Genomic DNA, 24,649 nt, shown 5'->3' with positions numbered 1-24,649 from the left:
TCAGGCACCCAAACGAATGTTGGCCCCAGGAATAGCGTCCAGCAGTCTCTTAGTATACTCCTGCTTCGGATTCTCGAAGACTTCACTCGTCGTCGCGGCCTCGACAATTCGCCCTTTGTTCATGACAGCGACGTTGTCGGCGATGACGCGAACCACGGCGAGATCATGTGTGATGAACAGGTACGTGAGCGAAAGTTCGGTCTGAAGTTCATGCAGCAACTGCAAAATCTGCGCCTGCACGAGAACGTCCAAGGCCGAAACGGCCTCATCCAGAATGACAATGGCGGGCTTCAACGCAAGCGCCCGCGCCACAGCAACACGTTGGCGCTGACCTCCGGAGAGCTCGTTGGGATAACGGGTGGCGATGGCTCGAGGAAGCGATACCTGATCCAGAAGCTCATAGACACGCTTGCGTCGCTCTGCTTTCGTGCCAACGCGGTGGGTATCCAGTGGCTCAGCAATGGTGTTCTCGATGTTGCGTAGCGGGTCCAGCGAACCATAGGGGTCTTGGAAGACAGGTTGCATGCGTCGGCGAAGGTTGAAAAGCTCTTTGGGCGAAAGCTCCCCTGTGTCAGCACCGTCGATTTCGATGCGGCCGGACGTGAGCTTCTCGAGCCCCAACAGCATCTTTGCGACCGTCGACTTGCCCGAACCGGACTCCCCCACCAAGGCCATGGTCGTGCCGCGCGCAATGCTAAACGACACGTTGTCCACCGCGGTGAACGGCACGGTCTTGAATCCGCGACCACGAATCGAGTACACCTTCGTGAGTCCGTCGACCACAATCGCATTGTCGGCAAGGGCATTGTTCTGAAGGGCCGTGTTTTCGGCGATCCCCGCTCTCGGACGGTCCGCGATGGCGGCGAGGTCGAACGCCGCAGCGGTGGCGGGCACCGCAACAACGGGAGACGTCAACGTTGACTCAACACCTTTTGCTGCCGCCGTCAAACGCCGTGAGGCCAGGCTCGGCGCCGCGGCGACGAGGCGCTGAGTGTAGGGATGCAGGGGGTTGCGCAAGATTTCAAGGCTCGGTCCGGCCTCCACAACCTTTCCGCGATACATCACGACGAGCTGCTCCGCGCGCTCGGCGGCGAGGCCAAGGTCGTGCGTGATCAAGACGACGGCCGTGCCGGAGTCGCGCGTCAGCGAGTCGAGATAGTCGAGGATGGTGCGTTGCACCGTCACATCGAGGGCGGAGGTGGGCTCGTCGGCAATGAGCAACTTGGGGCTGGCCGAGAGTGCCATACCAATGAGCACGCGCTGACGCATTCCGCCCGAGAACTGGTGCGGGAATTGGCGCATGCGTGCATCCGCGTCATCAAGACCGGCCTTGCGCAGCACCTCGATGGCCTTAGCCCGAATTTCCTTGCGGCCGACAGCGACGCCGTTGGCTCGAACAGATTCTTCCACTTGAAACCCGACGCTCCACACGGGGTTGAGGTTGGACATAGGATCTTGGGGAACGAAACCAATGTCACGGCCTCGAATGCCCTGCAGCTCTTTTTCGGAGATGGTCGTGAGGTCTTGGCCGTCGAAAAGAATACTTCCGGCCGTGATGGCTCCGGTGCCCGGCAACAAGTTGATGATGGAGTGCGCGAGCGTGGATTTGCCCGAACCAGATTCGCCTACGATGGCCAGAGTTTGGCCCGGCATGAGCGTGAGGTCGATACCATCGACCGCGGTCACGGAATCTCGCTGGGTCGAGAATTCAACCTTGAGACCACGAATCTCCAGCAATGGTGTGATCGCTGAACGCGCCCCAGATCCGGGGGTTACAGCAGAAGTCGGTGTGGCAATGCTCATCGTCTCGCCCTCGCTTTCGGGTCGAGCGCGTTTCGAATAACTTCGCCCATCATGATGAAACTCAGCGCCGTGATGGTCAAGGCGAGAGAAGGATAAATCAGAGTCTGCGGCGCGTTGCGGAGATCACTTTGAGCCTGGCTGATGTCGTTGCCCCACGACATGAAACTGGTCGGGAGCCCAACACCCAGAAACGACAGAGTGGCTTCAGCGACAATGGCAGCGGCGAGCGACAACGTCGTGATGACGATGACGGGAGCAATCGAGTTGGGCAACACGTGGCGCATCAATATCTTAAAACGGCTCACGCCAATCGCGGTGGAGGCCATCACAAAGTCCGCGTTCTTGACCCGTAGAATCTCCGCTCGCAAAACTCGCGCTGTAGATGGCCACGCGAAGAGGCCAATCGCGAGGGAAATGATGATGATGTTTCGGTAGGAAGAGAAGACCGACATGATCACGACAGCAGCCAAAATGTAAGGAATCGCGAAGAAAATATCGCCGACGCGCGAGAGGATGGCATCGAGCCAACGGCCGTAGAAACCGGCAAAAGCACCGAATAAGACGCCGAGGCCTGCCGTCAAAATCGTGACGATAATTCCCACGCTCAGCGAGGTGGAGGTTCCATGAATAATGCGGCTATAGACATCGCAGCCCTGCTTGGTGAAGCCCAAGGGGTGACCGGTGATCGGCGCCCCGTTGCTGTTAACCAGCAAACAGTCGTTGTTGGGTGGGACCTGCGTAAACCATCCCGGAAAAAGCGCCACGAGCGCGACCAGAATAATGATGAAGCCGGAAATGTAAAACATGGGGCGTCCACGCATGTCACGCCATGCATCCAGCCAAAGGTTGCTCGCCTGAGCTGAGATATTGACCGAGTCAACTTCAGCTAGGGGCGTCTCATCAAGTGGCGCTACGTAATGGTTCGAACTATTTGCCATAACGGATCCTTGGGTCGAGCGCTGCGTAGAGCAAGTCAGTTAAGAGATTGACGACGAGGTAAATGATTACCATGACGGTGACAAAAGACACCACCGTGGGGCCCTCGCCGCGAATAATCGCCTGGTACAAGGTTCGGCCCACTCCGGGGATGTTGAAGATACCCTCAGTGACTGTTGCCCCCACCATGAGTACCCCAAAGTCAACCGCCAGAAACGTGACAACAGGAATAAGCGAGTTGCGAAGAATGTGCACGCGCACGATTCGCCCCGAGGTGAGGCCCTTGCTATAGGCGGTCCGCACGAAGTCCTGACCGCGTGTTTCGATAACGGATTCACGGGTGAGCCTGATGATGTAGGCCACGCTCACAGTGGCCAGCACGATGCCGGGGAGAATGAGTTCATTCCACGGGGCCGTGCCACTAACAGTCGGTCTCACCCAGCCAAGGTTGATCCCAATGACGAGTTGCGCTACGAAGGCGATCACGAAGATAGGCAGCGAAATCAAAATGAGGCTGACGACCAGCGTCGAGGAGTCAAACAGCTTGCCCTTGCGAAGCCCGGAGATCAAACCAATGGTGATACCGAGAACCATCTCGAGAAACAAAGCGATGGTTGCCAGGCGCAAAGTGACGGGGAACGTTGACAGCAAAATCTCTGAAACAGGTTGACCGGAGAACGAAACGCCGAAATCGCCGCGAAAAATTCCGCCAATGTAGATGAAGTACTGAATGATGAACGGCTGGTCCAGATGGTATTGCGCACGAAGTTGAGCAGCCACGGCCTCGTTCACACCGTGTTGACCGAAAAGAGCCACAACGGGGTCTCCGGGCATGGCAAAGACCATGAAGTAAATCAGAAATGTCGTCCCAAAGAAGACAGGGATGGCCTGGAGCAGGCGACGAAGAATGTATCCGAACACAATATGAGCCTAGGAGGGTGGGGTGACGATGCTTGCGCATCGTCACCCCACGGATCCTTTAGGTGACTATCCCTACTTCTTCATAATCGAGTAGTACAGGGGCACGGAATTCCAACCGAAGACAACGTCGCTCACCAGCGTGGAAGAACCGCCGTTGACGTTGGCGTACCACAGGGGCACTGCCGGAAGATCTTTGAGCATGATGACCTGCGCATCTTGGAAGGCCTTGTTGGCATCGGCCAGCGAGGTTGCCTCATTACCCTTTAGGAAGAGAGCGTCAACCGCGGGGTTGGAATAATCCCCATCGTTAGCGCCAGCTTTTGTCTGGTACAAAGGCTCCAAGAAGTTGGCCAAGGCTGGGTAGTCTGCCTGCCATCCGGTTCGGAATGCCGTCGTGACCGTGCGATTTGTGATCAAGGTGCGGAGTTCCTTGAACGTCGGGAATGGCGCACCCGAGGCCTCGATACCGAGGGTGTTCTTGATGCTGTTGGTTACCGCATCAACCCACGGCTGGTGGCCGCCATCGGCGTTATAGGCAATCTGGAAGCTGCCGGTCCAGGGCGCAATGGCATTGGCCTGAGCCCACAGCTCTTTGGACTTCGTGGCATTGAAGTCGAGGACATCAGAACCATCCAGTGAGCCCGACCATCCGTCGATAACGGGAGAAGTGAAGTCACGAGCAGGGGTACGCGTTCCATCGAAGATCACGTTCGTGATTTCATCGCGGTTGATGGCCAACGAAAGGGCCTGACGACGAAGCTGGCCCTCGGCACCGGAGAAGTGGGGAAGGTTTTCGCCAATCGTGAAGGACTGGAAGATTGCCGCAGGCTGGTTGACCGCACGGTCCCCCAAGTCAGCAGCGTAGCTCTTCATCGCACTGTCCGGGATAGCATCCAGAACGTCGAGGTTCTCGCTCACGAGGTCGGCATAAGCTGCATCAAGGGACGCATAGAAGACGAACTTCACGCCGCCGTTGACGGGCTTGCGACCGCCAGTGTATTCGGAGTTCGCGATGAGATTGATGTCAACGTTGTGCTTCCACGCGCCAGCCTCAGCGAGTTTGTAGGGGCCGTTGCCGATCGGGTTCTCACCGAATGCGGCGATATCGTCATAAGCGACCTTGGGCAGGGGGAAGAACGCCGTGTAGCCGAGGCGCAACGGGAAGTCCGACTGGGCTGATGTGAGCTTCACCGTGAAGTTGAGGTCATCCTGAACGGTCAATCCCGTCAGAGGCTGGTCGACGTCGTAGCTAAAGCCCTCAATGACATCAAAGAAGTAGCTATTGAGCTGGGCGTTCGAGAGCAATGCTCCATACTGCCACGCATCGACGAAGGACTGTGCCGTCACTTTTTCGCCGTTGGTGAATTTCCAGCCGTCGTTGAGTTCAATCTTGTAGGTCGTGTTGTCTGTGGTCGTAATCGCCTTGGCAACCTCGTTGACCGGTGCCCCGACCGCGTCGTAGTAAACCAGGCCTGCAAAGACTGAGTCGATGATCTTGCCGCCGCCGGTCTCATTGGTGTTGGTCGGAATAAGCGGGTTCTGCGGTTCGGAACCGTTGGCGGAGATGATGTTGGAGTTACCTGCCGCTGTACCTCCGGCAGAACACCCTGTGAGAACGAGGGCCGTTGCCGCTGCGAGAGCGATGACCCCTGTTCCAAGTCGTGAAATACGCACGTTTTGCCTCCTGAATTTTCATTGGAAGCCCCAAGCAGATGACGGGGGGCCCAAATATAGCGTTACTTGAGACTATTCAGCCTCAGCGTTTAAGTGGTCCTTCGATGCATGTTCGTTACACAAATCTTGCCACAACGCCGATTTCCTTTGTCGATACCCTCCTGAGCAACATTTTCGCGCGCAAGACGCAACGCATATTCGCAACATTTGAGCATTCATGTCGACCACAATGTCGGGGATCCCCCACGGATTAGATGCGGCTCGTGGTTCTAGGCTGTGGATCGTGACCTACGAACGTAAACGAGCGTGGCTCGAAATTGCCATCGTACTGGCGCTGTCCCTCGGCGCCTCAGCGGTGTACTCAATTGTGGCCCTGCTGAGGCGGTTGGCCGCCACCGAGGCACTGAACGCGCAGACCGCGACGCTGAATGCCCCGCTCGCCACAGAGCCGATATTTGACCTGATCTACCAGCTACTCGGCATTTTCTTCGGGCTCGTTCCTGTGGTTCTGGTGTTGTTCCTGCTCACGAAGCCAGGCACCAACGCCTTCACCGCACTCGGTTTTACTCTGACGCAACCCTGGCGCGACATCGGCCGTGGGTTTTCTCTCGCCGCCCTGATCGGCATTCCGGGGCTCGGGCTGTATCTCGTGGGCAACGCCATCGGCATCACGGTCACGATCGTGCCGACAGCGCTGGACACCTACTGGTGGACGCTCCCGATTCTCGTTCTGTCGGCACTGCGAGCTGCTCTCGTTGAGGAAGTCATCGTCGTCGGCTATCTCTTCACGCGCCTGCGCGAGTTGGGGTGGCGCACGTGGCAGATTATTGGCGTGAGCGCGCTTTTGCGCGGAAGCTATCACCTCTACCAAGGCTTCGGGCCGTTCATTGGCAATGTCGTCATGGGCGTAGTTTTTGGCATGGCCTACCAACGCTGGGGCCGCACCATGCCGCTGGTGATTGCCCACTGGATTCTGGATATCGTCTCGTTCACCGGTTACGGATTGGTGAAGGCCTTCGTTCCTGGCTTCCTGCCGGGAACCTAGGAGACGGGCGGATGCGCCGACCAACGGAACAAATTGGGCGACTCCTGCGTTAGTCCTGACATGAGACAAATTGTGTACAACGTGACCGGCGCCCCCGAAGTTCTTCACCTGGTGGAACGCGACATTCAGTTTCCGGCCGCGGACGAGGTTCGTGTGTGCGTCATGGTCTCAGGCGTCAACCCGACGGACTGGAAATCGCGGCGCGGGTCCAAGGATGGCGAGGCCTTGCCCTTTGCCGAGGTTGTTCCCAACCAGGACGGCGCGGGGGTCATCGATGCCATCGGTGAAGGGGTCACCGAGTTTGCCGTGGGCGACAGGGTCTGGCTCATGTTGGCGGCGTGGCAACGCGCATCCGGCGGTACGGCTCAAGACCACACGGTGGTCTCGATTGACCGCGTTCGCCACCTTCCCGACGGCGTAAGTTTCGAGCTCGGCGCTAGCTTGGGTGTTCCCGCAGTCACCGCTCATCGCGCTTTGACCGTCTCCGAGGATGGTCCCTCGCGCTTGGCGCCGGGCGCTTTGGCGGGCAAGACCGTCCTTGTTGCCGGAGGCGCGGGAGCTGTCGGGCACGCCGCCATCCAGTTGGCGAGGTGGGCCGGAGCAACCGTCATTACGACGATTAGTTCGAGCGCAAAGGCCGATCTCGCCACTGCTGCGGGAGCCCACCATGTCGTGAACTACCGCGAGGGCAACGCGGCCACCGAAATCAGAGCACTTGCCCCCAACGGTGTGGACCTGATCGTTGAGGTCAGCCCGGTGCAGAATTCTGCTCTCAACCTTGCGGTCATCGCCAATCGGGGCTCCATCGCGGTCTACGCCAATAATGGCGGGGATGCTCTGATTCTGGATATTCGGAGTCACTTTAGCCTGAACATCCGGTATCAATTCTTGTTGCTTTATACCGTGGGTCAGGCGGCTTTGGATGCTGCTGCCGAAGACATCACCGCGGCGTTATTGGATGATGCTCTGCCGATTGGCGAGGGCGCTGGGTTGCCCCTGCATCATTTCACCCTTGAGGAGACCGCCGCCGCTCATGCTGCCGTGGAGAACGACATTGTGGGCAAGGTGCTTATTACCTTGTCCCCAACATTTCAGAGGTTTTCGTGATCACACATCCACGCTTTTCTCGGGTTCTCGCGGTTGTTGCTGCCGGCGTTCTTGCGGCGACCTTGGCGGCCTGTTCCGCCCCGATCGTCGGTTCGCAGGCGTTATCCGGCGTGGCCGCCACCACGGCCATGCATCAGGTACTCGCGGCTTCTCTTGCCAAGGAACAGGAAGCGGGCGTTACCGAGCAACACACGATCGGCGACACGAAGTTCATTCTCGTATACGACGCCGCGGCCCCCGAAGGTAAGCAAGTAGCGGGCATGAACACGACCCAGTCGGTTGCCTATTACGACACCCCTGCCGCCCTGTCGCTGAACAAGTTGAAGACGTATCTCGACAGCGTCGGCGACTCTCTGGGAACGGTCACGTACGACGGCACGTCCTTCACAATTCATAACGGCGACACCACGATTGTTCTCATGGTCAAGAATGACCTCATAGAGGGTTCGGCCATTACGGCCGGGGCCTCGTCAACACCTCAGTTGGTAGCCACCACGTATGCCCTCAGCGACATTGCGAGGAAAATGCTCACGGATGCGGTTGTGAACACTCCCAAACCATCTCTGTCATCGCAGTAATAATTGATGGTCAAACTAAAGCTTCCGCACTATTAGCTCAAACTAAACTAAAATTCTTAGAAATTGATTCAGGAAAGTCAATTAAAAAATATGGTAAGATGCGCTGTGTCTTTTTACGCCCACTTTGCAGAACAACATCTTTCGGCGATTCGCCTCGAGATGAGTATTCAGCGAAATCTTCGGGGGTTGACCTACGATGACCTCGCGAAGTCCTCCGGGGTTAGCCGGCGAACCCTCGTGGCGATCGAGGGAGGCACTTCACGCGGCTCGGTAGAAACATGGATGCGCATCTGCGCCGCGTTTGGAACAACCTTTTCCCAGTTCTTGGAAGATTCTGCTGCCGCACACGTCGTCACCCTAGACGTACCCCTTATTGGGAAACCTGCCGAACCGGTAGCCGGCACTATGCAGAGCGCTGAGCTCTAAAGAACCAAAGAAAAACTCTACGCTTGTGCAAGTTCGTTTGAGGAAATTAGTGCAAAAATCTTCACCGTCACGGGAACTTAATGACCTCGCGTTGTCAGTCCTAGATGATGTACTGATGGCATGGCAAGCCACGGGGCACTTTCCGAGCAAGATATCTCTGCTCTCCAGTTGCAGATGAGTATGAAACGCGCCAATAGCGGCCTCACGTACGATGCTTTGGCGACAAAATCTGGCGTGAGCCGGCGAACTCTCATCTCGATTGAGACCGGTACTTCCCGGGGATCGCTCGACAGTTGGATGCGCATCTACAACGCACTGGACACCGATTTTGGCGCCTTCTTGCATGGTCTAAAGAATCCCCCGCCTCTTGAAAATTCCAAGAATTTGTACCCCGAAATGCCGCTCGCAGAATATATCGTGCAAAACGAAACCCCGTCGTACGAGACCTAGGATTTCACAATCCCGGCAACGCCGTGGTGGACTGCACTCGTGCCCCCTGTAGACAAAAAACCCATCCCTTTTCCCGACCTCGACGTGCTCCGGCGATTCCTGAGTTCGCGCCGTAGTGCGATGAATTTGACGTACGACCAGCTGGCTGAGTTGAGCGGTGTCAGTCGCCGCGCGATTGTCGCCGTCGAAACCGGCAAGTCCCCTGGGTCAATGGAAACGTGGTTGCGTTTGTCGACCGCGCTCGAGATTGGGTTCGATGAAATTTTCTCGGTCGTGACAGGCAAAGTCACCACGGTCAGGGATGACTTCCTCAATCCTGTCTCACCGAAGTCTGCCTCGAAAGAGGACAGCGCGCGCGCTTAGCTCTCGAAGGCCTCCGGCGGTGGGCAGGAGCACACCAAGTTGCGGTCACCAAACGCGTTGTCCACGCGGCGCACGGGCGGCCAGTACTTGCTGCGAATGCGCGTGGTGCGCGCCACGGCATCCAGGCCCGGAGCGAAGGGATACACGGCCGTCTCGCGGGAGTACGGATGCTCCCACTCCCCCGCGATCGTTGCGGCCGTGTGCGGGGCGTTCACAAGGGGGTTGTCATCCGCTGGCCAGAATCCGGCGGCAACCGCATCCGCTTCGGCCTTGATCGTAATCATGGCCTCGATGAAGCGCTCAATCTCGATCAGGTCTTCGCTTTCGGTGGGCTCAATCATGAGGGTGCCGGGAACCGGGAAGCTCATGGTGGGCGCGTGGAAACCGAAGTCGACGAGACGTTTGGCAACATCGTCCACGGTGATTCCCGTGGCGTCGGTGAGGGGTCGCACATCGAGGATGCACTCGTGGGCCACGAGGCCGCTGTCGCCGGTGTAGAGCACGGGGTAATACTCCCCGAGGCGGCGCGCCATGTAGTTCGCGGCCAGAACGGCGCTGGCCGTTGCGGCCCGAATGCCATCTTCACCCATCATGCGAATGTACGCCCACGATATCGGCAGAATACTGGGGCTGCCGTAGGGTGCTGCCGAGATTTGGTATCCGCCGTGCTCGATTGTGGAGACGACGCCATCCAACACGAGAACGTGATCCGAGGACTGCATAGCGAAGTGTCCGGGCAGGAAGGGGGCGAGATGCGCCTTGGCAGCGACAGGGCCCACACCAGGGCCGCCACCACCGTGCGGGATGCAGAAGGTTTTGTGCAAATTGAGGTGGGAGACGTCGCCGCCGAAGTCACCGTAGCGGGCGAAACCCGTGAGGGCGTTGAAGTTGGCGCCATCCACGTAGACCTGCCCACCGGCGGTGTGCACTAGGTTCGTGATCTCGAGAACTTCGTGCTCATACACCCCGTGTGTGGAGGGATACGTGATCATGAGAGCGGCAAGGTGCTCGCCCGCGGCACCAATCTTGGCGCGTAGATCGCCGAGGTCGACATTTCCGGCCTCATCACAGGCCACGACGACAACCGTCATGCCTGCCAGAACAGCGCTGGCCGCGTTCGTGCCGTGCGCACTTGAGGGAATGAGACAAACGGTGCGCTGGGCGTGACCGTTGGCATGATGGAAGCCACGGATGGCCAACAAGCCCGCGAGTTCGCCCTGGCTCCCGGCGTTGGGTTGCAGGGAAACGGTGTCGTACCCGGTGACGTCCACGAGCCACTTCTCGAGCTGCGCGATGAGCTCGAGGTAACCTGCGGCGTCGCCTGCGGGAGCAAAAGGATGCAGTCCCGCGTATTCGGGCCAGGAGACGGCCTCCATTTCGCTCGCAGCGTTGAGCTTCATGGTGCAGGAGCCCAACGGAATCATGCCGCGGTCCAGCGCGTAGTCATAGTCGGCCAGACGCTTGAGGTAGCGCATCATGGCGGTCTCAGAATGGTACGAGTTGAAGACCTCGTGGGTGAGGTAAGTACTGGTGCGCACGAGGGCGGTGGGCAGGGCATCCGGAGCGTTAAGGTACTCGTCGGTCTCTCCGAAGAATCGTGCGACAGCCTCAACCTCACCGCGGGTCGTGGTCTCATCGAGCGAGATGCGCAGGGTGTCATCGTCGACCACATTGAGCAGGAATCCTGCATCCTTGGCAATGTCAAAAATGACGGATGCTCGACCAGCAACCCGCACCTCGAGCGTGTCAAAGAACTGCTCGTGCGCGAGCTCAGAACCGCCAGCCCGCAAGAGGGCGTCGAGGGCGGTGGCTTTGGAATGAACCTCCTGGGCAATATCTTTGAGCCCTTGGGGTCCGTGATAGACGGCGTACATGCCGGCCATGACCGCGAGAAGTACCTGCGCCGTGCAGATGTTCGAGGTGGCTTTGTCGCGACGGATGTGCTGCTCACGGGCCTGGAGCGTGAGGCGATACGCGGGCTCACCGTTAGCATCGACCGAGACACCGACGAGGCGACCGGGCATGCTGCGCTCGAGCCCCGCACGCACCGCGAGGTACCCGGCGTGCGGGCCGCCGAAGCCCATGGGAACTCCAAAACGTTGGCTGGTGCCCACGGCAACATCGGCGCCAAGTTCTCCTGGCGAGGTGATCAAGGTGAGCGCGAGCAGGTCGGCGGCCACGATAGCGATAGCGCCCATTTCTTTGGCGGAGGCAATAACGGCGGTGGGGTCAAAGATGCGACCGGACGCTCCGGGGTACTGCACCAAAAGGCCAAAGCACTCGGGAATCTCGACACCCTCAGCACCGGCAGCAGTAGCAGCAGCAGCAAAGTCAACTTCGACGAGTTCGATGCCCATGGCGTGCACGCGCCCAGCCAACAGAGACTTGGACTGCGCAAAAGTATCGGCGTCGACAACAAACACGTTCGAGGAAGACTTCGAGGAGCGCCGAGCCAACATCATCGCTTCGACGACTGCGGTGCTCTCATCCAGCATGGAACCGTTCGCCGTGGCGAGTCCCGTGAGATCCGTGACCATCGTCTGAAAGTTAATGATGGCTTCGAGACGACCCTGCGATATTTCAGGTTGGTAGGGCGTGTAGGCCGTGTACCAGCTGGGGTTTTCAAACACGTTGCGCTTGATGACCGCGGGAGTGATCGTGTCGTAGTACCCCTGGCCGATCAGCGAGCGGCGAACAGTGTTGAGGCTTGCCAGCTCGCGCAACTCGGCGAGCGCCTCCCGCTCGGTGGCGGGTGCCGGCAGGAGGGTCGTGCCGGGGGCGCGGAAGCGATCCACGTGGATGGACTCCGGGATGGCTGCTTCGATGAGGTGCTCGATGCTGTCATATCCCAGGTGCGCGAGCATTGTGGCCTGTGCGACGGAGTCTGTTCCAATGTGGCGTTGGGCGAACGCGTTCGACATGTGTTCCTTAAACGTTGTTGGTGTTAATTGGTGTTATAGGTGGTGAAACGCCGGTTACTCACCCGTGAGCGCGGTGTACTCATCCGCGTTCAGCAGGGCAGGCAAGTCGGTGATGCTGATTTTGATGAGCCAACCGCCACCGAAGGGGTCGTCGTTGACGAGTTCGGGGTTGGAGACAACAGCATCGTTGACCTCGAGGACGGTTCCTGTGGCGGGGGCGTAGAGCTCGCCGACAGACTTGGTGGACTCGATCTCGCCCACGACGGTGCCGGCCACGACTGCGGCCCCGACCTTGGGCAACTCGACATAGACAACGTCGCCGAGTTTCTCCGCGGCGTACGCCGTGATGCCCACGACAGCACTGTCGCCGTCGACTTTCAGCCACTCGTGTTCTTCGGTGTATTTCAGTTCCTGTGGGTTAGCCATGATCAGTTCTTCTCTCTGCGATAAAAGGGCAATTGAGTGACAGTGTAGGGAAGTCGTGTTCCGCGAATATCAACGAAGACGACAGTGCCGAGAGCCGATACTGACGGATGCACGTAGGCCATGGCTACCGGATAACCCAGGGTGGGAGACAAGGCCCCCGAGGTGATGACGCCCACGCGGGTGTCGGCGCTGGCATTGGCGCTGAAAACCTCATAGTTGGCACGGGCGGCACGCTTTCCTTCGCCCACGAGTCCGACCAACACGGGAGCATCGGCAGACACACCGCGCTCGATAGCGGTGCGACCAACGAAGTCGCCTTCTTTAGTCAACGCGACAACGCGACCGAGGCCGGCCTGAACGGGAGCAGTTTCGAGACCAAGTTCGTGACCGTATAGCGGCATTCCAGCCTCTAGACGCAAGGTGTCCCGGCAGGCAAGGCCCGTGGGCACGAGCCCGCGGCCCTCCCCGGCTTCGCTCAGCGCAATCCACAGGGCCGCCGCTTCGCTTTGGTCAATGTAGAGCTCAAAACCGTCTTCGCCGGTATACCCGGTGCGACCGATCAGAACGGGATGCCCCAGAAATACTGCGGGCAGTGAGGCGTAGTACTTGAGGGTCTCAAGCGTAGGCTCCGGGCGCGCGTGGGCGTCTTCGGCGAGAGAGAGCCCCACGGTGTGGAGCAAAATCTGGAGCGAGGCGGGACCTTGCACCGCGATGAGCGAGGTCGCATCCGATTCGTCTATGACAGTGACATCAAAATCACCGACGCGTGCAATCAGAGCATCGACCGCGGCAAAGCGATTGCCCGCGTTGGCCACGACGAGAAAGCGGGTCTCTCCGAGGCGGTAGACCACGAGATCATCGATGATGCCGCCGTCTTCGTTGAGCAACAGGCTGTACTTTGCTTGCCCGAGGCTAATCGCCGAGAGCTTGCCGGCGAGCGCATAGTCGAGGAACGCACCAGCCGCGGGCCCATAGACAGCAATCTCAGCCATGTGCGAGATGTCAAAAATACCGGCGGATGTTCGCACGGCATGGTGCTCAGCGAGGTCACTGTCGTAGCGCACCGGCATCTGCCATCCGGCAAAATCAGTGAAGCTGGCACCCAACTCTTCATGCAGGGCATTCAGCGGGGAATAGCGAGGGGAATCAGACATGAGTTCTCCGTTCGGTACGAGACCAACGAGTAGGAACTCCCCCTCTGTCATTTGTGCCTGAGAGTTTCACCGTTCGCACCTCTCAGCGCGACACAACTTTCACCTTGGGCGAGACGACTAGAGACATCGTCTTCTTTTCAGAGCGGCCTGTTCGATGCGGTACGAGTACCTGAGAGATTGTCGGGGAGGATTGCTCCTTCGGTGTTCGCTAACGCGAACTCTCCCGCATCGTGCAATTAGCCACGTGTTCAGTTATTTGTTGCTTTCAGCATACCGTCGAAATCTAGTGCCGCGGTGGGCTCTTCTTCTGCTTTTTGAGCTTCTCGCCGGTCACGATATCGATCGCGATGGCGCCCGTCGGCAGGTTAGATAGATCTGGTGCAATTACGTCGGTTCCTAGATTAGAGTCGGGCAAGCCAAACGTGGGCTCGGCTTCTCCAAGGCGCTCTAACACCAGCATGTGCGTTCGCTTCGTCAGAGTTTGTCCCTTGAAGAAGTCAGGCTTAATCCCGCGCCAGACCAGCATGAGCACGAAGCCCAACACGAGAGCACCGATACCGACAACGGCCACGGCGCCCATGCCAAAGATGGTGACGTTGTTGCCGTCAGCATCGGTCAGCCAGTTAGGCATGGCGAACTGGAACAGACCGTAGAAAAAGACAGCGAAGAGCATTCCACCGCCGAGGAAGGGGAAGAGTCCTCGCATGATGAAGTTACGGAACGAGGAAGTAAGCGTGCGGCGGTAGAACCACACGGCGGCAAACCCGGTGAGCCCGTAATAGAACGCAATCATGAGACCGATTGATCCAATCAGTGCGGTCAGCAGGTTGGGACTGATCATAGTGAAGAGTAGATAGAAAGCCGCAGAGATAATGCCCATACCGATCGTGGCCCAGGTGGGGGTCAGAAACTTGGGATGAATTTTGGCAAACTTCTCGGGAAGAGCCTTGAACACAGCCATGGAGAGGGCAGTGCGCGCGGTCGGCAGAATGGTCGTCTGTGTCGACGCAGCAGCCGAGGTCAAAATGGATGCGGCTAAGAGAAGCAACATGATCTTGCCAATGGGGCTGTCACCAAACAGGGCCGGCCCTATGGCCGAGAAAATATCACTGGCATTGTCGGGGTTACCCAACCCCACGCCGTCGGTACCGACACCCGCAAAAGCGACGGCCGCGGTGGCGACTAGCGCGTACGTTACCAGTAGGAGAAGGGTACTGATAATGGCGGCGCGACCTGGCGTTTTTTCGGGGTCTGCTGTTTCTTCGTTAATGGAGACGGCCGTGTCCCAGCCCCAGTAAATGAAGATGGCGACCAAAATCGAGGGCGCGATGACACTGCCAAAGTCAAGAGTGAAGGGGTTGAACCAGTCGAGGGTGGGCACCAACGAATAGCTTTCGGCGGAACCAGAGTAGACGCGCACCAAAGCCGTGATAGCGAAAACAACAAGAATCACAACCTCGATTCCGAGCAATGCATACTGCAACTTGGCAGAAACTTCGATACCCCGGAACGCAATCCATGTCATCAGAGCGATCCAAATGAGGCCTGCAAGAGTAGACCAGAAGACATCACCCGAGAGGTTGGAGACCCCAGGAATGCCGATTTCTCCCATGAAGGTAAAGGAGTAGGACCCGGCGATTTGGGCCAAGTTGGCCATGACAATGACATCGGCAGCAATGATGCCCCAGCCTCCCATCCAACCGGTAACCGAGCCGAAGGCGCGGGTAGCCCAGGTAAATGTGGTACCACAGTCGGGTTCGGCCTTGTTGAGTTCTTGGTACGCGACGGCAATCAAATACATAGGGATAAACGCGAGCAACATGATGCCCGGAGCCTTCACACCTGCCAATAATGCACCGCCGCTGGCGACGATGAAGCCGAGGCTTGCCGCCAAGGAATATGCTGGTGCCGTCGAGGCCATACCGACGACGACACTAGAGAAAAGTCCGAGTGCGCCAGTCTTGAGACCCTTACTCGCCTGTTTCTCACCTGGTTGCTGCCGTCCATGCTGAGTTTGGCCTGAAGGTGAGGTCGTAGCGGACATGAATGTGCTCCTGTTCGATGCCGTGATGCGCGAGAGAATCTGATGACGGAAATTACCCGTCAGGTGGCAATCATCTTTGATGCCCCCAGAAAAAACCTTGACTCGCAGGAATCACTTTAGCGCTCAAACGTTTCTTTCTTGCAACATTTTTACGGATAATATTCCCTGTTTTTATAGAAATTCCGACGAAAACGGTTGAAAATCTTCATACTTTCACCGGTTTGCTCTTCGCAGTGGCGTTCAAGTCACATTGACACTAAGATATATCTACTTAGAGTCGCTTTGACTCTTTTATTGATGGAGGTGATTCTGTGAGTGAGGTTGTGTCGCCGAATTTGGCCGTCTCCACCGTGATCTTTAGGTTGCGCCCAGGCGCCGACGGTACGAGCGAATTGGCGTTGCCCTTGGTGCGTCGTATTCGTGCCCCCTATGAAGGCCGGTGGGCGCTCCCCGGTGGACCGCTCACCGCACACGAAGATTTGGCTCAAGCGGCTTCGCGCACACTCTTGGCGACCACGAGTCTGCAACCTCGGTATCTTGAACAGCTTTACGCATTTGGACAGTTAGACCGCTCCCCCGACGAACGCGTTGTTTCGATTGTGTATTGGGCCCTTGTGGCCAGCGATGAAGCCGAACGCACTATTGAGAACGACAACGTGCGCTGGTTTGTTGCGGATGAACTGCCCGAACTGGCCTTCGATCACAAGCTCATCGTCGAATACGCCCTGTGGAGACTGCGCACCAAGCTCGAGTACAGCCAGATTGCACACGGATTTTTGGGAGAGACGTTCACCCTCGCTCAGTTGCGCGAGGTCTACGAAGCCGTGCTCCAAAAACCGCTTGATCCCGGCAATTTTCGTCGCACCATGGAGGGCTCCGGCGCAGTCGTTGCAACAGGTGAGCGGCTCTCGGGCACGCGCCACCGGCCACCCCAGCTCTATAAGTACGACACATCCGTCAACCCTGCCGATCAGGGACCGCTTTCACACCTCACCGCGCCCTGCACACTGGTGCCCGCGAATCCCTCCACCACAAGCTTCCGAACCACGACCCACGCATCTGCCTCAGGAGTGTCCGCATGAATCCAACAGCCTCTGTTAACGACCGCATCCAGTTAATCGTGAATGGTGCAACAGCTGAAGCTGGCGTAGCCGCGTGTAGCCCTGATCTTGCCAAGGGTCCGTGGGAGTTTGACGCGCAACCCCCCGGCTATGGGCCCGGCTCCTCGATGGGCGACGTCATCCCCACGGGTTCGCCCGTGCAGGGGGGACTGCCAACCGAGTACAAGACGGCAACAAACGACGAACTGCACGAGCGCATCCGGGTGGCCAAAGAAACGCTCGGCGAACGCGTCGTCATCCTAGGCCACTTCTACCAACGCGAAGAGGTAGTGCGTCACGCCGACTATCTGGGCGACTCTTACCAGTTGGCCGTGCAGGCAAAGAATCGCCCCGAAGCGGAAGCCATCATCTTTTGTGGCGTGCATTTCATGGCGGAGACCGCCGACATCTTGTCCTCGGCGAATCAAGCCGTGATTTTGCCGAACCTTGCCGCCGGATGCTCCATGGCTGACATGGCTGACATTGACTCGGTCACGCAGTGCTGGGAAGAGCTCACTGCGCTCTACGGCACCGAGCCGGATGCCGATGGTCGCGTTCCGATTATCCCGGTGACCTACATGAACTCCTCCGCCGCGCTCAAGGGTTTCTGCGGTGAAAACGGGGGGATCGTGTGCACCTCTTCCAACGCCGAAACCGTTCTGAAGTGGGCATTCGAACGCGGTCAGCGCGTGCTGTTTTTTCCTGACCAGCACCTAGGGCGCAACACGGCCAAAGCCATGGGCGTGCCGCTGGAAGCAATGCCGCTATGGCACGGGCGCAAGCCTCTCGGGGGCAACACTGCAGTGGAATTGGCCGAGGCTCGGGTTATTTTGTGGAACGGATTCTGCTCGGTTCACAAGAGATTCAACGTGGGCCAGATCGAACAGGCCCGCAGGGATCACCCGGGCGTTCGCGTGATTGTGCATCCCGAATGTCCCATGCCGGTTGTCGATGCCGCCGACGAATATGGTTCGACTGAGTACATTCGCAAGGCTGTAGCCGAAGCGACTGAACCCACCACGTTTGCCATCGGTACCGAAATAAACATGGTGCAACGGCTCGCCGCCCAGTACCCGCAGCACACCATTTTTTGCCTGGATCCCGTGGTGTGCCCCTGCTCGACGATGTATCGCATCCACCCCGGTTATCTTGCCTGGGTGCTCGAACGTCTCGTCGCCGGAGAGGTCGTCAACCAGATCGTCGTTCCAGAAGACGTTGCCCTTCCTGCACGGGTTGCCCTCGAGCGCATGCTAGCTGCGAAGCCGGTCTAGCGCCCGATGGTACAAACACGTTCGCGCGTTATCGTCATCGGCAGCGGAATTGCGGGGCTGATTGCCGCTGTCGAAGCGAGCCGAAACCACTCCGTCATCCTGATCACGAAATCAAACCTTGCCGAGAGTAATACGCACTACGCACAGGGCGGGATTGCCGCCGTTGTGACCGATGACGACACGGTCGCCGAGCACGTAACCGACACGCTCGTCGCCGGTGCCGGTTTGTGCTGGCCCGAAGCCGTCAACGTCTTGTGTGCGGAGGGCCCTGGGCGCATCAACGATCTCGTGGCGCTCGGCGTTGAGTTTGATCGCCAGGGAGAGACCTTCGCTCGCGGCCTGGAAGCCGCGCACTCGCATCCCCGAATCTTGCATGCCGGGGGTGACGCCACGGGGGCCGGGATCAGCAACGCTCTGGTCGCCGCGGTTCGTGCCACCAGCACCGAAATTTACGAACACACTTTTCTCGTCGATATTGCAACGGAAGTAGACGCGGACGGCCGAAAGAAGGTTATCGGCGTGCATGTCTTCGACACCGCCGGAACGCGCTTCATCGAGGCCGACACCGTCATCTTGGCCAGCGGTGGGGCCGGTCAGCTTTACCGCCACACGACCAATCCTGCCGTCACCACGGGAGATGGGGTTGCCGCGGCGCTCCGTGCCGGTGCAGTGCTCTCCGACGTCGAGTTTTACCAGTTTCACCCCACTGCACTGGCTGTTCCCGGGAGCTTCCTGATCTCGGAAGCCGTTCGCGGTGAGGGTGCCGTACTCATCAACGCCGCCGGTGAGCGGTTCATGAAGAATCTGCACCCCCTCGCGGAGCTGGCTCCCCGCGACATCGTGGCCCGAGGCATACAGGCACAAATGATGGCGCAGGGCGGGCAACCCGTTTTGCTTGACGCCACCGCTCTGGGTGAGTCTTTTCTCTCGGAGCGTTTCCCCTCCATCACCGCGGCATGCCGATCCTATGGTTTGAACTGGGCTACCGCCCCGATTCCAGTGACCCCCGCGGCACATTATTGGATGGGTGGCGTCGCCACCGACAGCTGGGGCCGCACCAGCATTCCCGGGTTGTATGCCGTTGGCGAGGTTGCCTGTACCGGAGCCCACGGCGCCAATCGTCTCGCCTCGAACTCGCTGCTGGAGTCGATTGTGTTTTCCCATCGCGCCGTTTCTCATCTGGGTCAACCGTGGCCCGAAGATGCTCCGGCCGCCCGCTGGGGCGCCCAGGGGCCGTTGCTCGAGTTGGAGCTCACAGATCACTTGACGGCCGACGCACCCGCTGCCACTAACGATGCGGATGCCGCTCGTCGACTCGCCACCCAAGTTGTCGATCGCGTGGAACTTCAGACAATGATGTGGGACAACGTTGGCCTGGCCCGCACCCGAACCGAGCTGGAATCAACTCTGGAGCAGATCCGGGGGTGGCGGCCCGCCGATCCGGCCCACCGTCTTTTTCCCGACTGGGAGGACGCCAATTTGTTGCTCCTGGCCCAGGCGCTGACGCAATCCGCACTGGCCCGCCACGAATCTCGCGGTGGTCATTATCGTCTTGATTACCCCGAGACGAGCCCGGCTCTTGCTCGCCCCATTACCATCGCCCGAAAGGTTTAGCCATGTTGACTCACCGCGTTATTGCCGATGTTGTTGGTCGCGCCCTCGACGAAGATGCCCCATGGGGCGACCTGACAAGTGCCTATTTGATTCCCGAGGATGCCACGGCGACCGCCGAACTTGTCGCTCGTGAGGCCGGAGTGTTCTCCGGGGGGGACGTGTTTGCTGCCGCTTTCACGCTGACCGATCCTGCGATAACGGTCAACTTGTTGGTCGCCGACGGCGCCGCGTTCCAGAAGGGCGATGTCTTGGCTCGCGTGCAGGGAAATGCCCGCGGGATCCTCGGCGCCGAACGCGTGGGCCTCAATTTTGTTCAACGCATGAGCGGCATTGCCACCCTCACATTCGAGTACGTGGCGCGCATTGCGGGGACCAGTGCTCGCATCGCTGATACGCGCAAGACCACGCCGGGGTTGCGGGCATTCGAACGCCACGCCGTTCGCTGTGGCGGGGCTCGCAATCACCGGTACTCACTCTCGGATGCCGTGATGGCCAAAGATAATCATCTCGCGGTCCTGCAGGCCGGTGGCCGTGACCTCGCAACCGAACTCGCGCGAATACGCCGTGAACTCCCCCATACCGCCCATCTTGAAGTTGAGGTTGACCGCCTCGACCAGATCCCAGTTATTTTGAGCGCCGGCGTCGACACCATCATGCTGGACAATTTTTCGCTGGCCGACCTGCGTTCGGGAGTAGCTCTCATTGCCGGTCAGGCCGTCGTAGAAGCCAGCGGCGGCATCGACCTTAACACCGTTCGAGACGTTGCCGAGACGGGCGTAGACGTCATCTCGGTGGGCGCGCTGACTCATAGTGCCCCCGCCCTGGATCTGGGCCTCGACGTGACGATCACGACCGCACCCACACTCACGGCGAAAGACTAGTCGATTGCCAATCCCGTCATGATCTATCTCGATAATGCCGCCACGACTCCGGTTCGTCCCGAGGCGTTGCAGGCTGCCTGGCCCTGGCTGACCAGCGAGTTTGGTAACCCCTCAAGTACGCACGAGTTGGGCCATCGGGCATCCGGTGCGTTATCGAATGCGCGTGCCACCGTTGCAACGTGGCTGGACTGCCGCCCCAGCGAAGTCGTCTTTACCTCCGGCGGCACCGAGGGTGACAACATCGCCATCTTGGGGCTTGCGCTGGCAAACCCCCGGGGTCGTCACATCGTCTCCGCACACACGGAGCATGAGGCGGTACTGGCCTCAATCGACGCTCTCGTGCGGCTGCACAACTTTGAGGTGAGCTGGTTGCCCGTCTCTTCCTCAGGCGAGGTGACTCTCGCTGACGTGAACGCAGCCCTTCGCCCCGGCACCACCCTGGTGACGCTCATGCTGGCCAACAACGAGATCGGCACGATTCATCCCATCGCCGCTATCGCCGAACTCGCGCACGCCGTGGGGGCGCTCATGCACACCGATGTCGTTCAGGCGGCTGGCTGGCTTGATGTGCGCGTCACCACCCTCGGCGTTGACGCGCTCACCCTCTCGGGGCACAAGCTTGGGGCCCCGAAGGGGAGCGGCGCGGTCTACCTTCGTGGACGGCTCGCCGTGGAACCCCTGCTCCACGGTGGCGGCCAAGAGTTTGATCGTCGTTCCGGTACCGAGAATGTTGCGTGGGCGGTTGCTCTTGCTACCGCCATTTCACTGCTGGATGACCCCGCTCAGGAAGGCCCCCGTGTCGCCCAGCTCCGCGACATCTTTATCACTTCTGTGCAATCGGCAATAGATCGGGCCCAACTCACAGGACCTCAACTTACCCGCCATCCGGCCATAGCATCATTCACCTTTGCCGGGCTCAACGGTGAAACCTTGCTTCTGGAGCTCGAGGAACGCAATGTCATCGTCTCCAGCGGTTCCGCCTGCGCGGCCGGCAAGACCGACCCTTCCCATGTGCTTCTCGCCGTGGGAATTGACCCCGAAGTTGCCCAGACATCGGTGAGATTCAGCTTCTCGCACGAGACCACGGCCGAGGAGCTCACTCGCGCTGTAGCGGCTCTCACCGAGGCCGTGGCATCCGTCACCGCGCTGGCCGGCTAACGCCACAAACGGATACTCCTGGGACAGAAAAGTCGTTGCCGCCCTTTCTCAGCCAAGGCGGCAACGACTTCTGCATCTTTTGGGGGAAAGACTTCGGTTACGCCTTTTTGGCAGCGCTTACGGCAATCATGCCGAAACCGACCTTGTTCAAAACATCGGCCACAACGTAGATCACGGCAGCAATGGCCGCCGCTTGGGTAATGTCAGCGCCGCCAATGCCCATGAACTGCTGAATTGCGGTACCGATGGGGTAAATCGCCCAACCGGCAATAACGAACCAACGCATGGTCTTGACAGCACGCTGAGCGTAGGCGGGACCGGAGGAGATATTAACACGCATGATCTGCATGATGATGTACACCCAGGCAAGAGTGGAGATGATGAAGAAAATGTAGTTGCTAGCCGAGCCGACAACCCCAATTTCACCCAGGTATCCGGTGACAATCATGATGAGGTCGGCAATGACCAACCTCGTGACCATGCCGGCTTTTGCGCCGCCGGCAAGAGAAACGATCAGACCAAATTCAACGAGCAGAAGAGGCGTCGTGATCAGCCAGTCAATGTAGCGAAGGGGCATCGTCGCGTTAATTTCCGTGACGGTAATCATGCCGCCCGGGAACATGACGGTGTCTTTCATGACGTAATACATAATTGCGGCAATGAGAGCAATGACAGCTGCATAGGTGCCGACCGAACGGTGCTCTGGTTTCAGGTCGCCACGTTCCATGAAGAAATAGAACGCACCCGCCGCCATCGCCACAAAGCCCAACATGAATGCTGCTTGGACAATTTGAAGATCCATAATGTTCCTTTCACAGTTAACGCATTAAGGTCCATAAAAAATGAACCGGTGACACTGAGCATAGGGGTTTACCCCTATGTCTGGTCACGCTTTGTGAAAGAAATATTTTCGTCGAGCGAGGCTGCCGAGCTGTTACTCGCTTTCGAAGGCCGCCATCGCCTTGTCAACCATGGCAAAGAGTTGCTGGGCAATCTCTGCCCGCTGTGAAAGTTGATGACTCCATGGAAGGCGAACTTCAAGTTCGCCATCTAAAATCGTCGCGCCAAAGAACACAGCGTGCTCGTCGAAACCAATCAACTTGGCCGCTGTGGCGTCATGTTCTTTTCCCAAAACCTGAACGATCAGGAGGTTATTGTCCGCCTGATTCGCGTTCATGTATCCGCAAATTGATTTCACAACGTCGTCGCCAAAAACGGCCATGGGCTTCTCCTTCTCAAGAATTAGTTACTGCCAGTTTGCACCACATGAACCAGGGCTTCATTATGTTTGAGGAAACCAGGTTTCCACGGTGGATCGAATCGAGCGAAGTAGTGGTTGCCCTGAACTTGGAGACCCGCGGTCAAAACCGCCGTCATGAGTTCGGCGCCCTTGCGTTCAAAACGCGCAGCGTTCCAACTTCCTGAGAATGGAAGTACTGCCGCGTCATGGGCTGCCACGGCAACGGTGGAGACCTTCGAATTTCGCGGAACAGGAACCTCGGTCACCGAAACGCCTTCGGGCAGCACGAAGCTGACGAGATGCGCCTTCTCCGCTGTTGATTCCTGGATGACCGGGGCTGTCATCGCGAACTTTGTACCGGTTGCGTTGGCGCCGCTAATGTACGAGATAAGCGGACCAAACGCAACATTGCCCGCCCGCATGAAATCGCCTTCGACTTCAACCTGCAGAAGAACGTAGTCGGGGTAGTGACGCAGTTCGACCTCGTCGAATTTTCGAATCAGGCGAAACGGTTGCTGAGCGGTCATGCTGGTTACCGCCAGGCTCCGAGAATCACACCCATGATCGTCAGGTTCACTACGTCACTGCCGACCTCGAGCAACCAGACGCGAAAACCTGCACCCGCAAAGAGGCGATGGCCCAGCGATGATGCGGCCGCCAAACCGATGCCAACGAGGAGACCGGTCACGCCGCCCGCAAGAGCACCAAATGCAGAATCTCCCGCCGCCACGAAGTGAATGATGACGGCGAGCGTGAAAGCCTGTACAAGCGCGCCTACGAACGTGGAGGCGAAAACGATGGCCATGTTCAAGTTTGCTCCGGGATCTACCCCGGCCTCCTTGCCTATCAACTTCCACCACACCGGGAAAAAGGTCTTAGGACCAAACCAGATAGCTCCAGCGACAAAAGCAGCAACAGTGGCGGCGACAATGGCAAGCCAATTCAATTCAATGAAGATCATGGTGCACATTTTGCCACCAATTCACGATTGTTGAGGGGATTTCTGATTTCTTGTGGTGGGCGGCCCGCGGCAAAGGGCTCGCGAGGATGTAGAGCGAAATACGAGACTTGAGCCCTAACGAAGTGCCCGAGCCACCAACGCGCGCCATGCTCCAGTGGACCACAGTGCCCAAATAATCAGTAGTGGTTGAATGAATAACCGGATGATACGGGCCGCGTCGTTATTGAGCCCAAACGCATCAATATGGTTGAGCGTCTGCGAAATGTTTCCCGGAAAGATAGCTAAGAAGAAGAACGCCACGATCAACCCAGTGACGGCCTGTTGCTTGGGCCACAAAATGAGGCCAGCGCCGAGCGCGAGCTCGACGACCCCCGAGGCCACAACCACGAAGTCTGCATCCAGCGGCACCCACGCGGGAACTTGGGCAACGAAGGTGGCTCGCGCAAAGCTGACATGAGCAACGCCCGTGAAAAGAAGCGCGGCGCCCAGAAGGATGCGAGCAATTTTGCGTCGAAGTAAAGATCCCGGCGAGAGCACGGAATGTTTCTCGGGGTGAGGGTTTGGTGTCTTCATCAG

Annotated in this window: 24 protein-coding genes and 2 riboswitches; of the genes, 11 read left to right on the top strand and 13 right to left on the bottom strand. The window is 58.5% G+C overall.

The genetic code is table 11. The features are described 5' to 3' along the window. From FB555_RS01210 to FB555_RS01195, 4 genes are all read right to left on the bottom strand, one after another. Positions 1-1,803: a dipeptide ABC transporter ATP-binding protein gene (locus FB555_RS01210; protein WP_182483625.1), complete on the bottom strand. Its 1,803-nt coding sequence runs from the start codon at positions 1,801-1,803 to the stop codon at positions 1-3. Next, the gene (locus FB555_RS01205) at positions 1,800-2,741 is read right to left on the bottom strand and encodes an ABC transporter permease (RefSeq protein WP_182483624.1); all 942 of its coding nucleotides are present in this window, start codon (positions 2,739-2,741) and stop codon (positions 1,800-1,802) included. The genes FB555_RS01210 and FB555_RS01205 overlap by 4 nt, the downstream gene beginning before the upstream one ends. Continuing rightward, on the bottom strand, positions 2,731-3,660 hold the full coding sequence (locus tag FB555_RS01200; protein ID WP_182483623.1) for an ABC transporter permease subunit: 930 nt from the start codon (positions 3,658-3,660) through the stop codon (positions 2,731-2,733). Before FB555_RS01200 ends, FB555_RS01205 begins: the two co-directional genes overlap by 11 nt. A gap of 72 nt (positions 3,661-3,732) precedes the next feature. Then, positions 3,733-5,334: an ABC transporter substrate-binding protein gene (locus FB555_RS01195; protein WP_182483622.1), complete on the bottom strand. Its 1,602-nt coding sequence runs from the start codon at positions 5,332-5,334 to the stop codon at positions 3,733-3,735. 238 nt (positions 5,335-5,572) lie between these two features. On the opposite strand from FB555_RS01195, the gene FB555_RS01190 reads away from it, so the two are divergent. From FB555_RS01190 to FB555_RS01165, 6 genes are all read left to right on the top strand, one after another. Continuing rightward, on the top strand, positions 5,573-6,379 hold the full coding sequence (locus FB555_RS01190) for a CPBP family intramembrane glutamic endopeptidase (RefSeq protein WP_425485589.1): 807 nt from the start codon (positions 5,573-5,575) through the stop codon (positions 6,377-6,379). A 60-nt stretch (positions 6,380-6,439) separates the two neighbouring features. Beyond that, entirely contained in the window at positions 6,440-7,486 is a 1,047-nt protein-coding gene (locus tag FB555_RS01185; protein WP_182483621.1) for an NADPH:quinone reductase, read from the top strand. Further along, on the top strand, positions 7,483-8,064 hold the full coding sequence (locus tag FB555_RS01180) for a hypothetical protein (RefSeq protein ID WP_182483620.1): 582 nt from the start codon (positions 7,483-7,485) through the stop codon (positions 8,062-8,064). The genes FB555_RS01185 and FB555_RS01180 overlap by 4 nt, the downstream gene beginning before the upstream one ends. Before the next feature lie 105 nt (positions 8,065-8,169). After that, a complete protein-coding gene (locus FB555_RS01175) occupies positions 8,170-8,490 on the top strand; it encodes a helix-turn-helix domain-containing protein (RefSeq protein WP_182483619.1) in 321 nt (106 codons plus the stop codon). 120 nt (positions 8,491-8,610) lie between these two features. Then, on the top strand, positions 8,611-8,940 hold the full coding sequence (locus FB555_RS01170) for a helix-turn-helix transcriptional regulator (RefSeq protein ID WP_220475728.1): 330 nt from the start codon (positions 8,611-8,613) through the stop codon (positions 8,938-8,940). Between the two features lie 39 nt (positions 8,941-8,979). Continuing rightward, positions 8,980-9,303 (top strand): helix-turn-helix domain-containing protein, encoded by a 324-nt coding sequence (locus tag FB555_RS01165; RefSeq protein WP_182483617.1) that lies wholly within the window; start codon positions 8,980-8,982, stop codon positions 9,301-9,303. Here FB555_RS01165 and gcvP read toward each other — a convergent pair. The 4 genes from gcvP to FB555_RS01145 all read right to left on the bottom strand — a co-directional run bounded on the left by gcvP (position 9,300) and on the right by FB555_RS01145 (position 15,848). Further along, the gene (gene gcvP, locus FB555_RS01160) at positions 9,300-12,224 is read right to left on the bottom strand and encodes an aminomethyl-transferring glycine dehydrogenase (protein WP_182483616.1); all 2,925 of its coding nucleotides are present in this window, start codon (positions 12,222-12,224) and stop codon (positions 9,300-9,302) included. The genes FB555_RS01165 and gcvP overlap by 4 nt on opposite strands. A 54-nt stretch (positions 12,225-12,278) precedes the next feature. Continuing rightward, positions 12,279-12,650 (bottom strand): glycine cleavage system protein GcvH, encoded by a 372-nt coding sequence (gene gcvH / locus FB555_RS01155; RefSeq protein ID WP_182483615.1) that lies wholly within the window; start codon positions 12,648-12,650, stop codon positions 12,279-12,281. 2 nt (positions 12,651-12,652) lie between these two features. Further along, entirely contained in the window at positions 12,653-13,804 is a 1,152-nt protein-coding gene (gene gcvT, locus FB555_RS01150) for a glycine cleavage system aminomethyltransferase GcvT (protein ID WP_182483614.1), read from the bottom strand. 34 nt (positions 13,805-13,838) lie between these two features. After that, a riboswitch (glycine riboswitch) is annotated at positions 13,839-13,951 on the bottom strand. Next, positions 13,952-14,040: riboswitch (glycine riboswitch) on the bottom strand. Positions 14,041-14,087: 47 nt separating this feature from the next. Beyond that, positions 14,088-15,848 carry an APC family permease gene (locus tag FB555_RS01145; RefSeq protein ID WP_182483613.1) on the bottom strand — a complete coding sequence of 587 codons (1,761 nt, stop codon included), beginning with the start codon at positions 15,846-15,848 and terminating at the stop codon, positions 14,088-14,090. Between the two features lie 311 nt (positions 15,849-16,159). Between FB555_RS01145 and FB555_RS01140 the strand changes: the two genes are divergently transcribed. The 5 genes from FB555_RS01140 to FB555_RS01120 are packed head-to-tail and all read left to right on the top strand — an operon-like array spanning position 16,160 to position 21,872. Further along, on the top strand, positions 16,160-16,930 hold the full coding sequence (locus tag FB555_RS01140; protein WP_182483612.1) for an NrtR DNA-binding winged helix domain-containing protein: 771 nt from the start codon (positions 16,160-16,162) through the stop codon (positions 16,928-16,930). After that, positions 16,927-18,219, top strand: coding sequence for a quinolinate synthase NadA (gene nadA / locus FB555_RS01135; RefSeq protein ID WP_182483611.1), 1,293 nt, complete (start codon positions 16,927-16,929; stop codon positions 18,217-18,219). The genes FB555_RS01140 and nadA overlap by 4 nt, the downstream gene beginning before the upstream one ends. Positions 18,220-18,225: 6 nt before the next feature. Next, the gene (gene nadB, locus FB555_RS01130; RefSeq protein ID WP_182483610.1) at positions 18,226-19,833 is read left to right on the top strand and encodes an L-aspartate oxidase; all 1,608 of its coding nucleotides are present in this window, start codon (positions 18,226-18,228) and stop codon (positions 19,831-19,833) included. 2 nt (positions 19,834-19,835) lie between these two features. Then, entirely contained in the window at positions 19,836-20,714 is an 879-nt protein-coding gene (gene nadC / locus FB555_RS01125; protein ID WP_182483609.1) for a carboxylating nicotinate-nucleotide diphosphorylase, read from the top strand. Positions 20,715-20,732: 18 nt separating this feature from the next. After that, positions 20,733-21,872, top strand: coding sequence for a cysteine desulfurase family protein (locus FB555_RS01120; RefSeq protein ID WP_182483608.1), 1,140 nt, complete (start codon positions 20,733-20,735; stop codon positions 21,870-21,872). 97 nt (positions 21,873-21,969) lie between these two features. Here the strand turns inward: FB555_RS01120 and FB555_RS01115 are convergent, their stop codons facing one another. The 5 genes from FB555_RS01115 to FB555_RS01095 all read right to left on the bottom strand — a co-directional run bounded on the left by FB555_RS01115 (position 21,970) and on the right by FB555_RS01095 (position 24,646). Continuing rightward, complete coding sequence (locus FB555_RS01115; RefSeq protein ID WP_182483607.1) at positions 21,970-22,674, bottom strand: bacteriorhodopsin; 705 nt, start codon at positions 22,672-22,674, stop codon at positions 21,970-21,972. A 132-nt stretch (positions 22,675-22,806) separates the two neighbouring features. After that, complete coding sequence (locus FB555_RS01110) at positions 22,807-23,094, bottom strand: DUF2470 domain-containing protein (protein WP_182483606.1); 288 nt, start codon at positions 23,092-23,094, stop codon at positions 22,807-22,809. Between the two features lie 20 nt (positions 23,095-23,114). Next, the gene (locus FB555_RS01105) at positions 23,115-23,639 is read right to left on the bottom strand and encodes an SOUL family heme-binding protein (protein WP_182483605.1); all 525 of its coding nucleotides are present in this window, start codon (positions 23,637-23,639) and stop codon (positions 23,115-23,117) included. A 5-nt stretch (positions 23,640-23,644) separates the two neighbouring features. Continuing rightward, positions 23,645-24,073 carry a DUF1761 domain-containing protein gene (locus tag FB555_RS01100; protein ID WP_182483604.1) on the bottom strand — a complete coding sequence of 143 codons (429 nt, stop codon included), beginning with the start codon at positions 24,071-24,073 and terminating at the stop codon, positions 23,645-23,647. A 114-nt stretch (positions 24,074-24,187) separates the two neighbouring features. Then, positions 24,188-24,646, bottom strand: coding sequence for a DoxX family protein (locus tag FB555_RS01095; protein WP_220475727.1), 459 nt, complete (start codon positions 24,644-24,646; stop codon positions 24,188-24,190). Between the last annotated feature and the right edge of the window lie 3 nt (positions 24,647-24,649).

Origin of the sequence: Alpinimonas psychrophila (genome assembly GCF_014137865.1) — a bacterium.
Taxonomy (GTDB): Bacteria; Actinomycetota; Actinomycetes; order Actinomycetales; family Microbacteriaceae; genus Alpinimonas; species Alpinimonas psychrophila.
The sequence above is the reverse complement of the archived record's forward strand: the minus strand, read 5'-3'. Positions and strand labels throughout refer to the sequence as shown.

What these genes read in the sequence shown, in the direction of transcription:
- FB555_RS01210 (WP_182483625.1), bottom strand. Translation starts at nt 1,803, where the DNA reads ATGAGCATTGCCACACCGACTTCTGCTGTAACCCCCGGATCTGGGGCG.
- FB555_RS01205 (WP_182483624.1), bottom strand. Translation starts at nt 2,741, where the DNA reads ATGGCAAATAGTTCGAACCATTACGTAGCGCCACTTGATGAGACGCCC.
- FB555_RS01185 (WP_182483621.1), top strand. Translation starts at nt 6,440, where the DNA reads ATGAGACAAATTGTGTACAACGTGACCGGCGCCCCCGAAGTTCTTCAC.
- FB555_RS01170 (WP_220475728.1), top strand. Translation starts at nt 8,611, where the DNA reads ATGGCAAGCCACGGGGCACTTTCCGAGCAAGATATCTCTGCTCTCCAG.
- gcvP (WP_182483616.1), bottom strand. Translation starts at nt 12,224, where the DNA reads ATGTCGAACGCGTTCGCCCAACGCCACATTGGAACAGACTCCGTCGCA.
- gcvH (WP_182483615.1), bottom strand. Translation starts at nt 12,650, where the DNA reads ATGGCTAACCCACAGGAACTGAAATACACCGAAGAACACGAGTGGCTG.
- gcvT (WP_182483614.1), bottom strand. Translation starts at nt 13,804, where the DNA reads ATGTCTGATTCCCCTCGCTATTCCCCGCTGAATGCCCTGCATGAAGAG.
- FB555_RS01145 (WP_182483613.1), bottom strand. Translation starts at nt 15,848, where the DNA reads ATGTCCGCTACGACCTCACCTTCAGGCCAAACTCAGCATGGACGGCAG.
- nadA (WP_182483611.1), top strand. Translation starts at nt 16,927, where the DNA reads ATGAATCCAACAGCCTCTGTTAACGACCGCATCCAGTTAATCGTGAAT.
- nadB (WP_182483610.1), top strand. Translation starts at nt 18,226, where the DNA reads ATGGTACAAACACGTTCGCGCGTTATCGTCATCGGCAGCGGAATTGCG.
- nadC (WP_182483609.1), top strand. Translation starts at nt 19,836, where the DNA reads ATGTTGACTCACCGCGTTATTGCCGATGTTGTTGGTCGCGCCCTCGAC.
- FB555_RS01120 (WP_182483608.1), top strand. Translation starts at nt 20,733, where the DNA reads ATGATCTATCTCGATAATGCCGCCACGACTCCGGTTCGTCCCGAGGCG.
- FB555_RS01115 (WP_182483607.1), bottom strand. Translation starts at nt 22,674, where the DNA reads ATGGATCTTCAAATTGTCCAAGCAGCATTCATGTTGGGCTTTGTGGCG.
- FB555_RS01110 (WP_182483606.1), bottom strand. Translation starts at nt 23,094, where the DNA reads ATGGCCGTTTTTGGCGACGACGTTGTGAAATCAATTTGCGGATACATG.
- FB555_RS01105 (WP_182483605.1), bottom strand. Translation starts at nt 23,639, where the DNA reads ATGACCGCTCAGCAACCGTTTCGCCTGATTCGAAAATTCGACGAGGTC.
- FB555_RS01100 (WP_182483604.1), bottom strand. Translation starts at nt 24,073, where the DNA reads ATGATCTTCATTGAATTGAATTGGCTTGCCATTGTCGCCGCCACTGTT.
- FB555_RS01095 (WP_220475727.1), bottom strand. Translation starts at nt 24,646, where the DNA reads ATGAAGACACCAAACCCTCACCCCGAGAAACATTCCGTGCTCTCGCCG.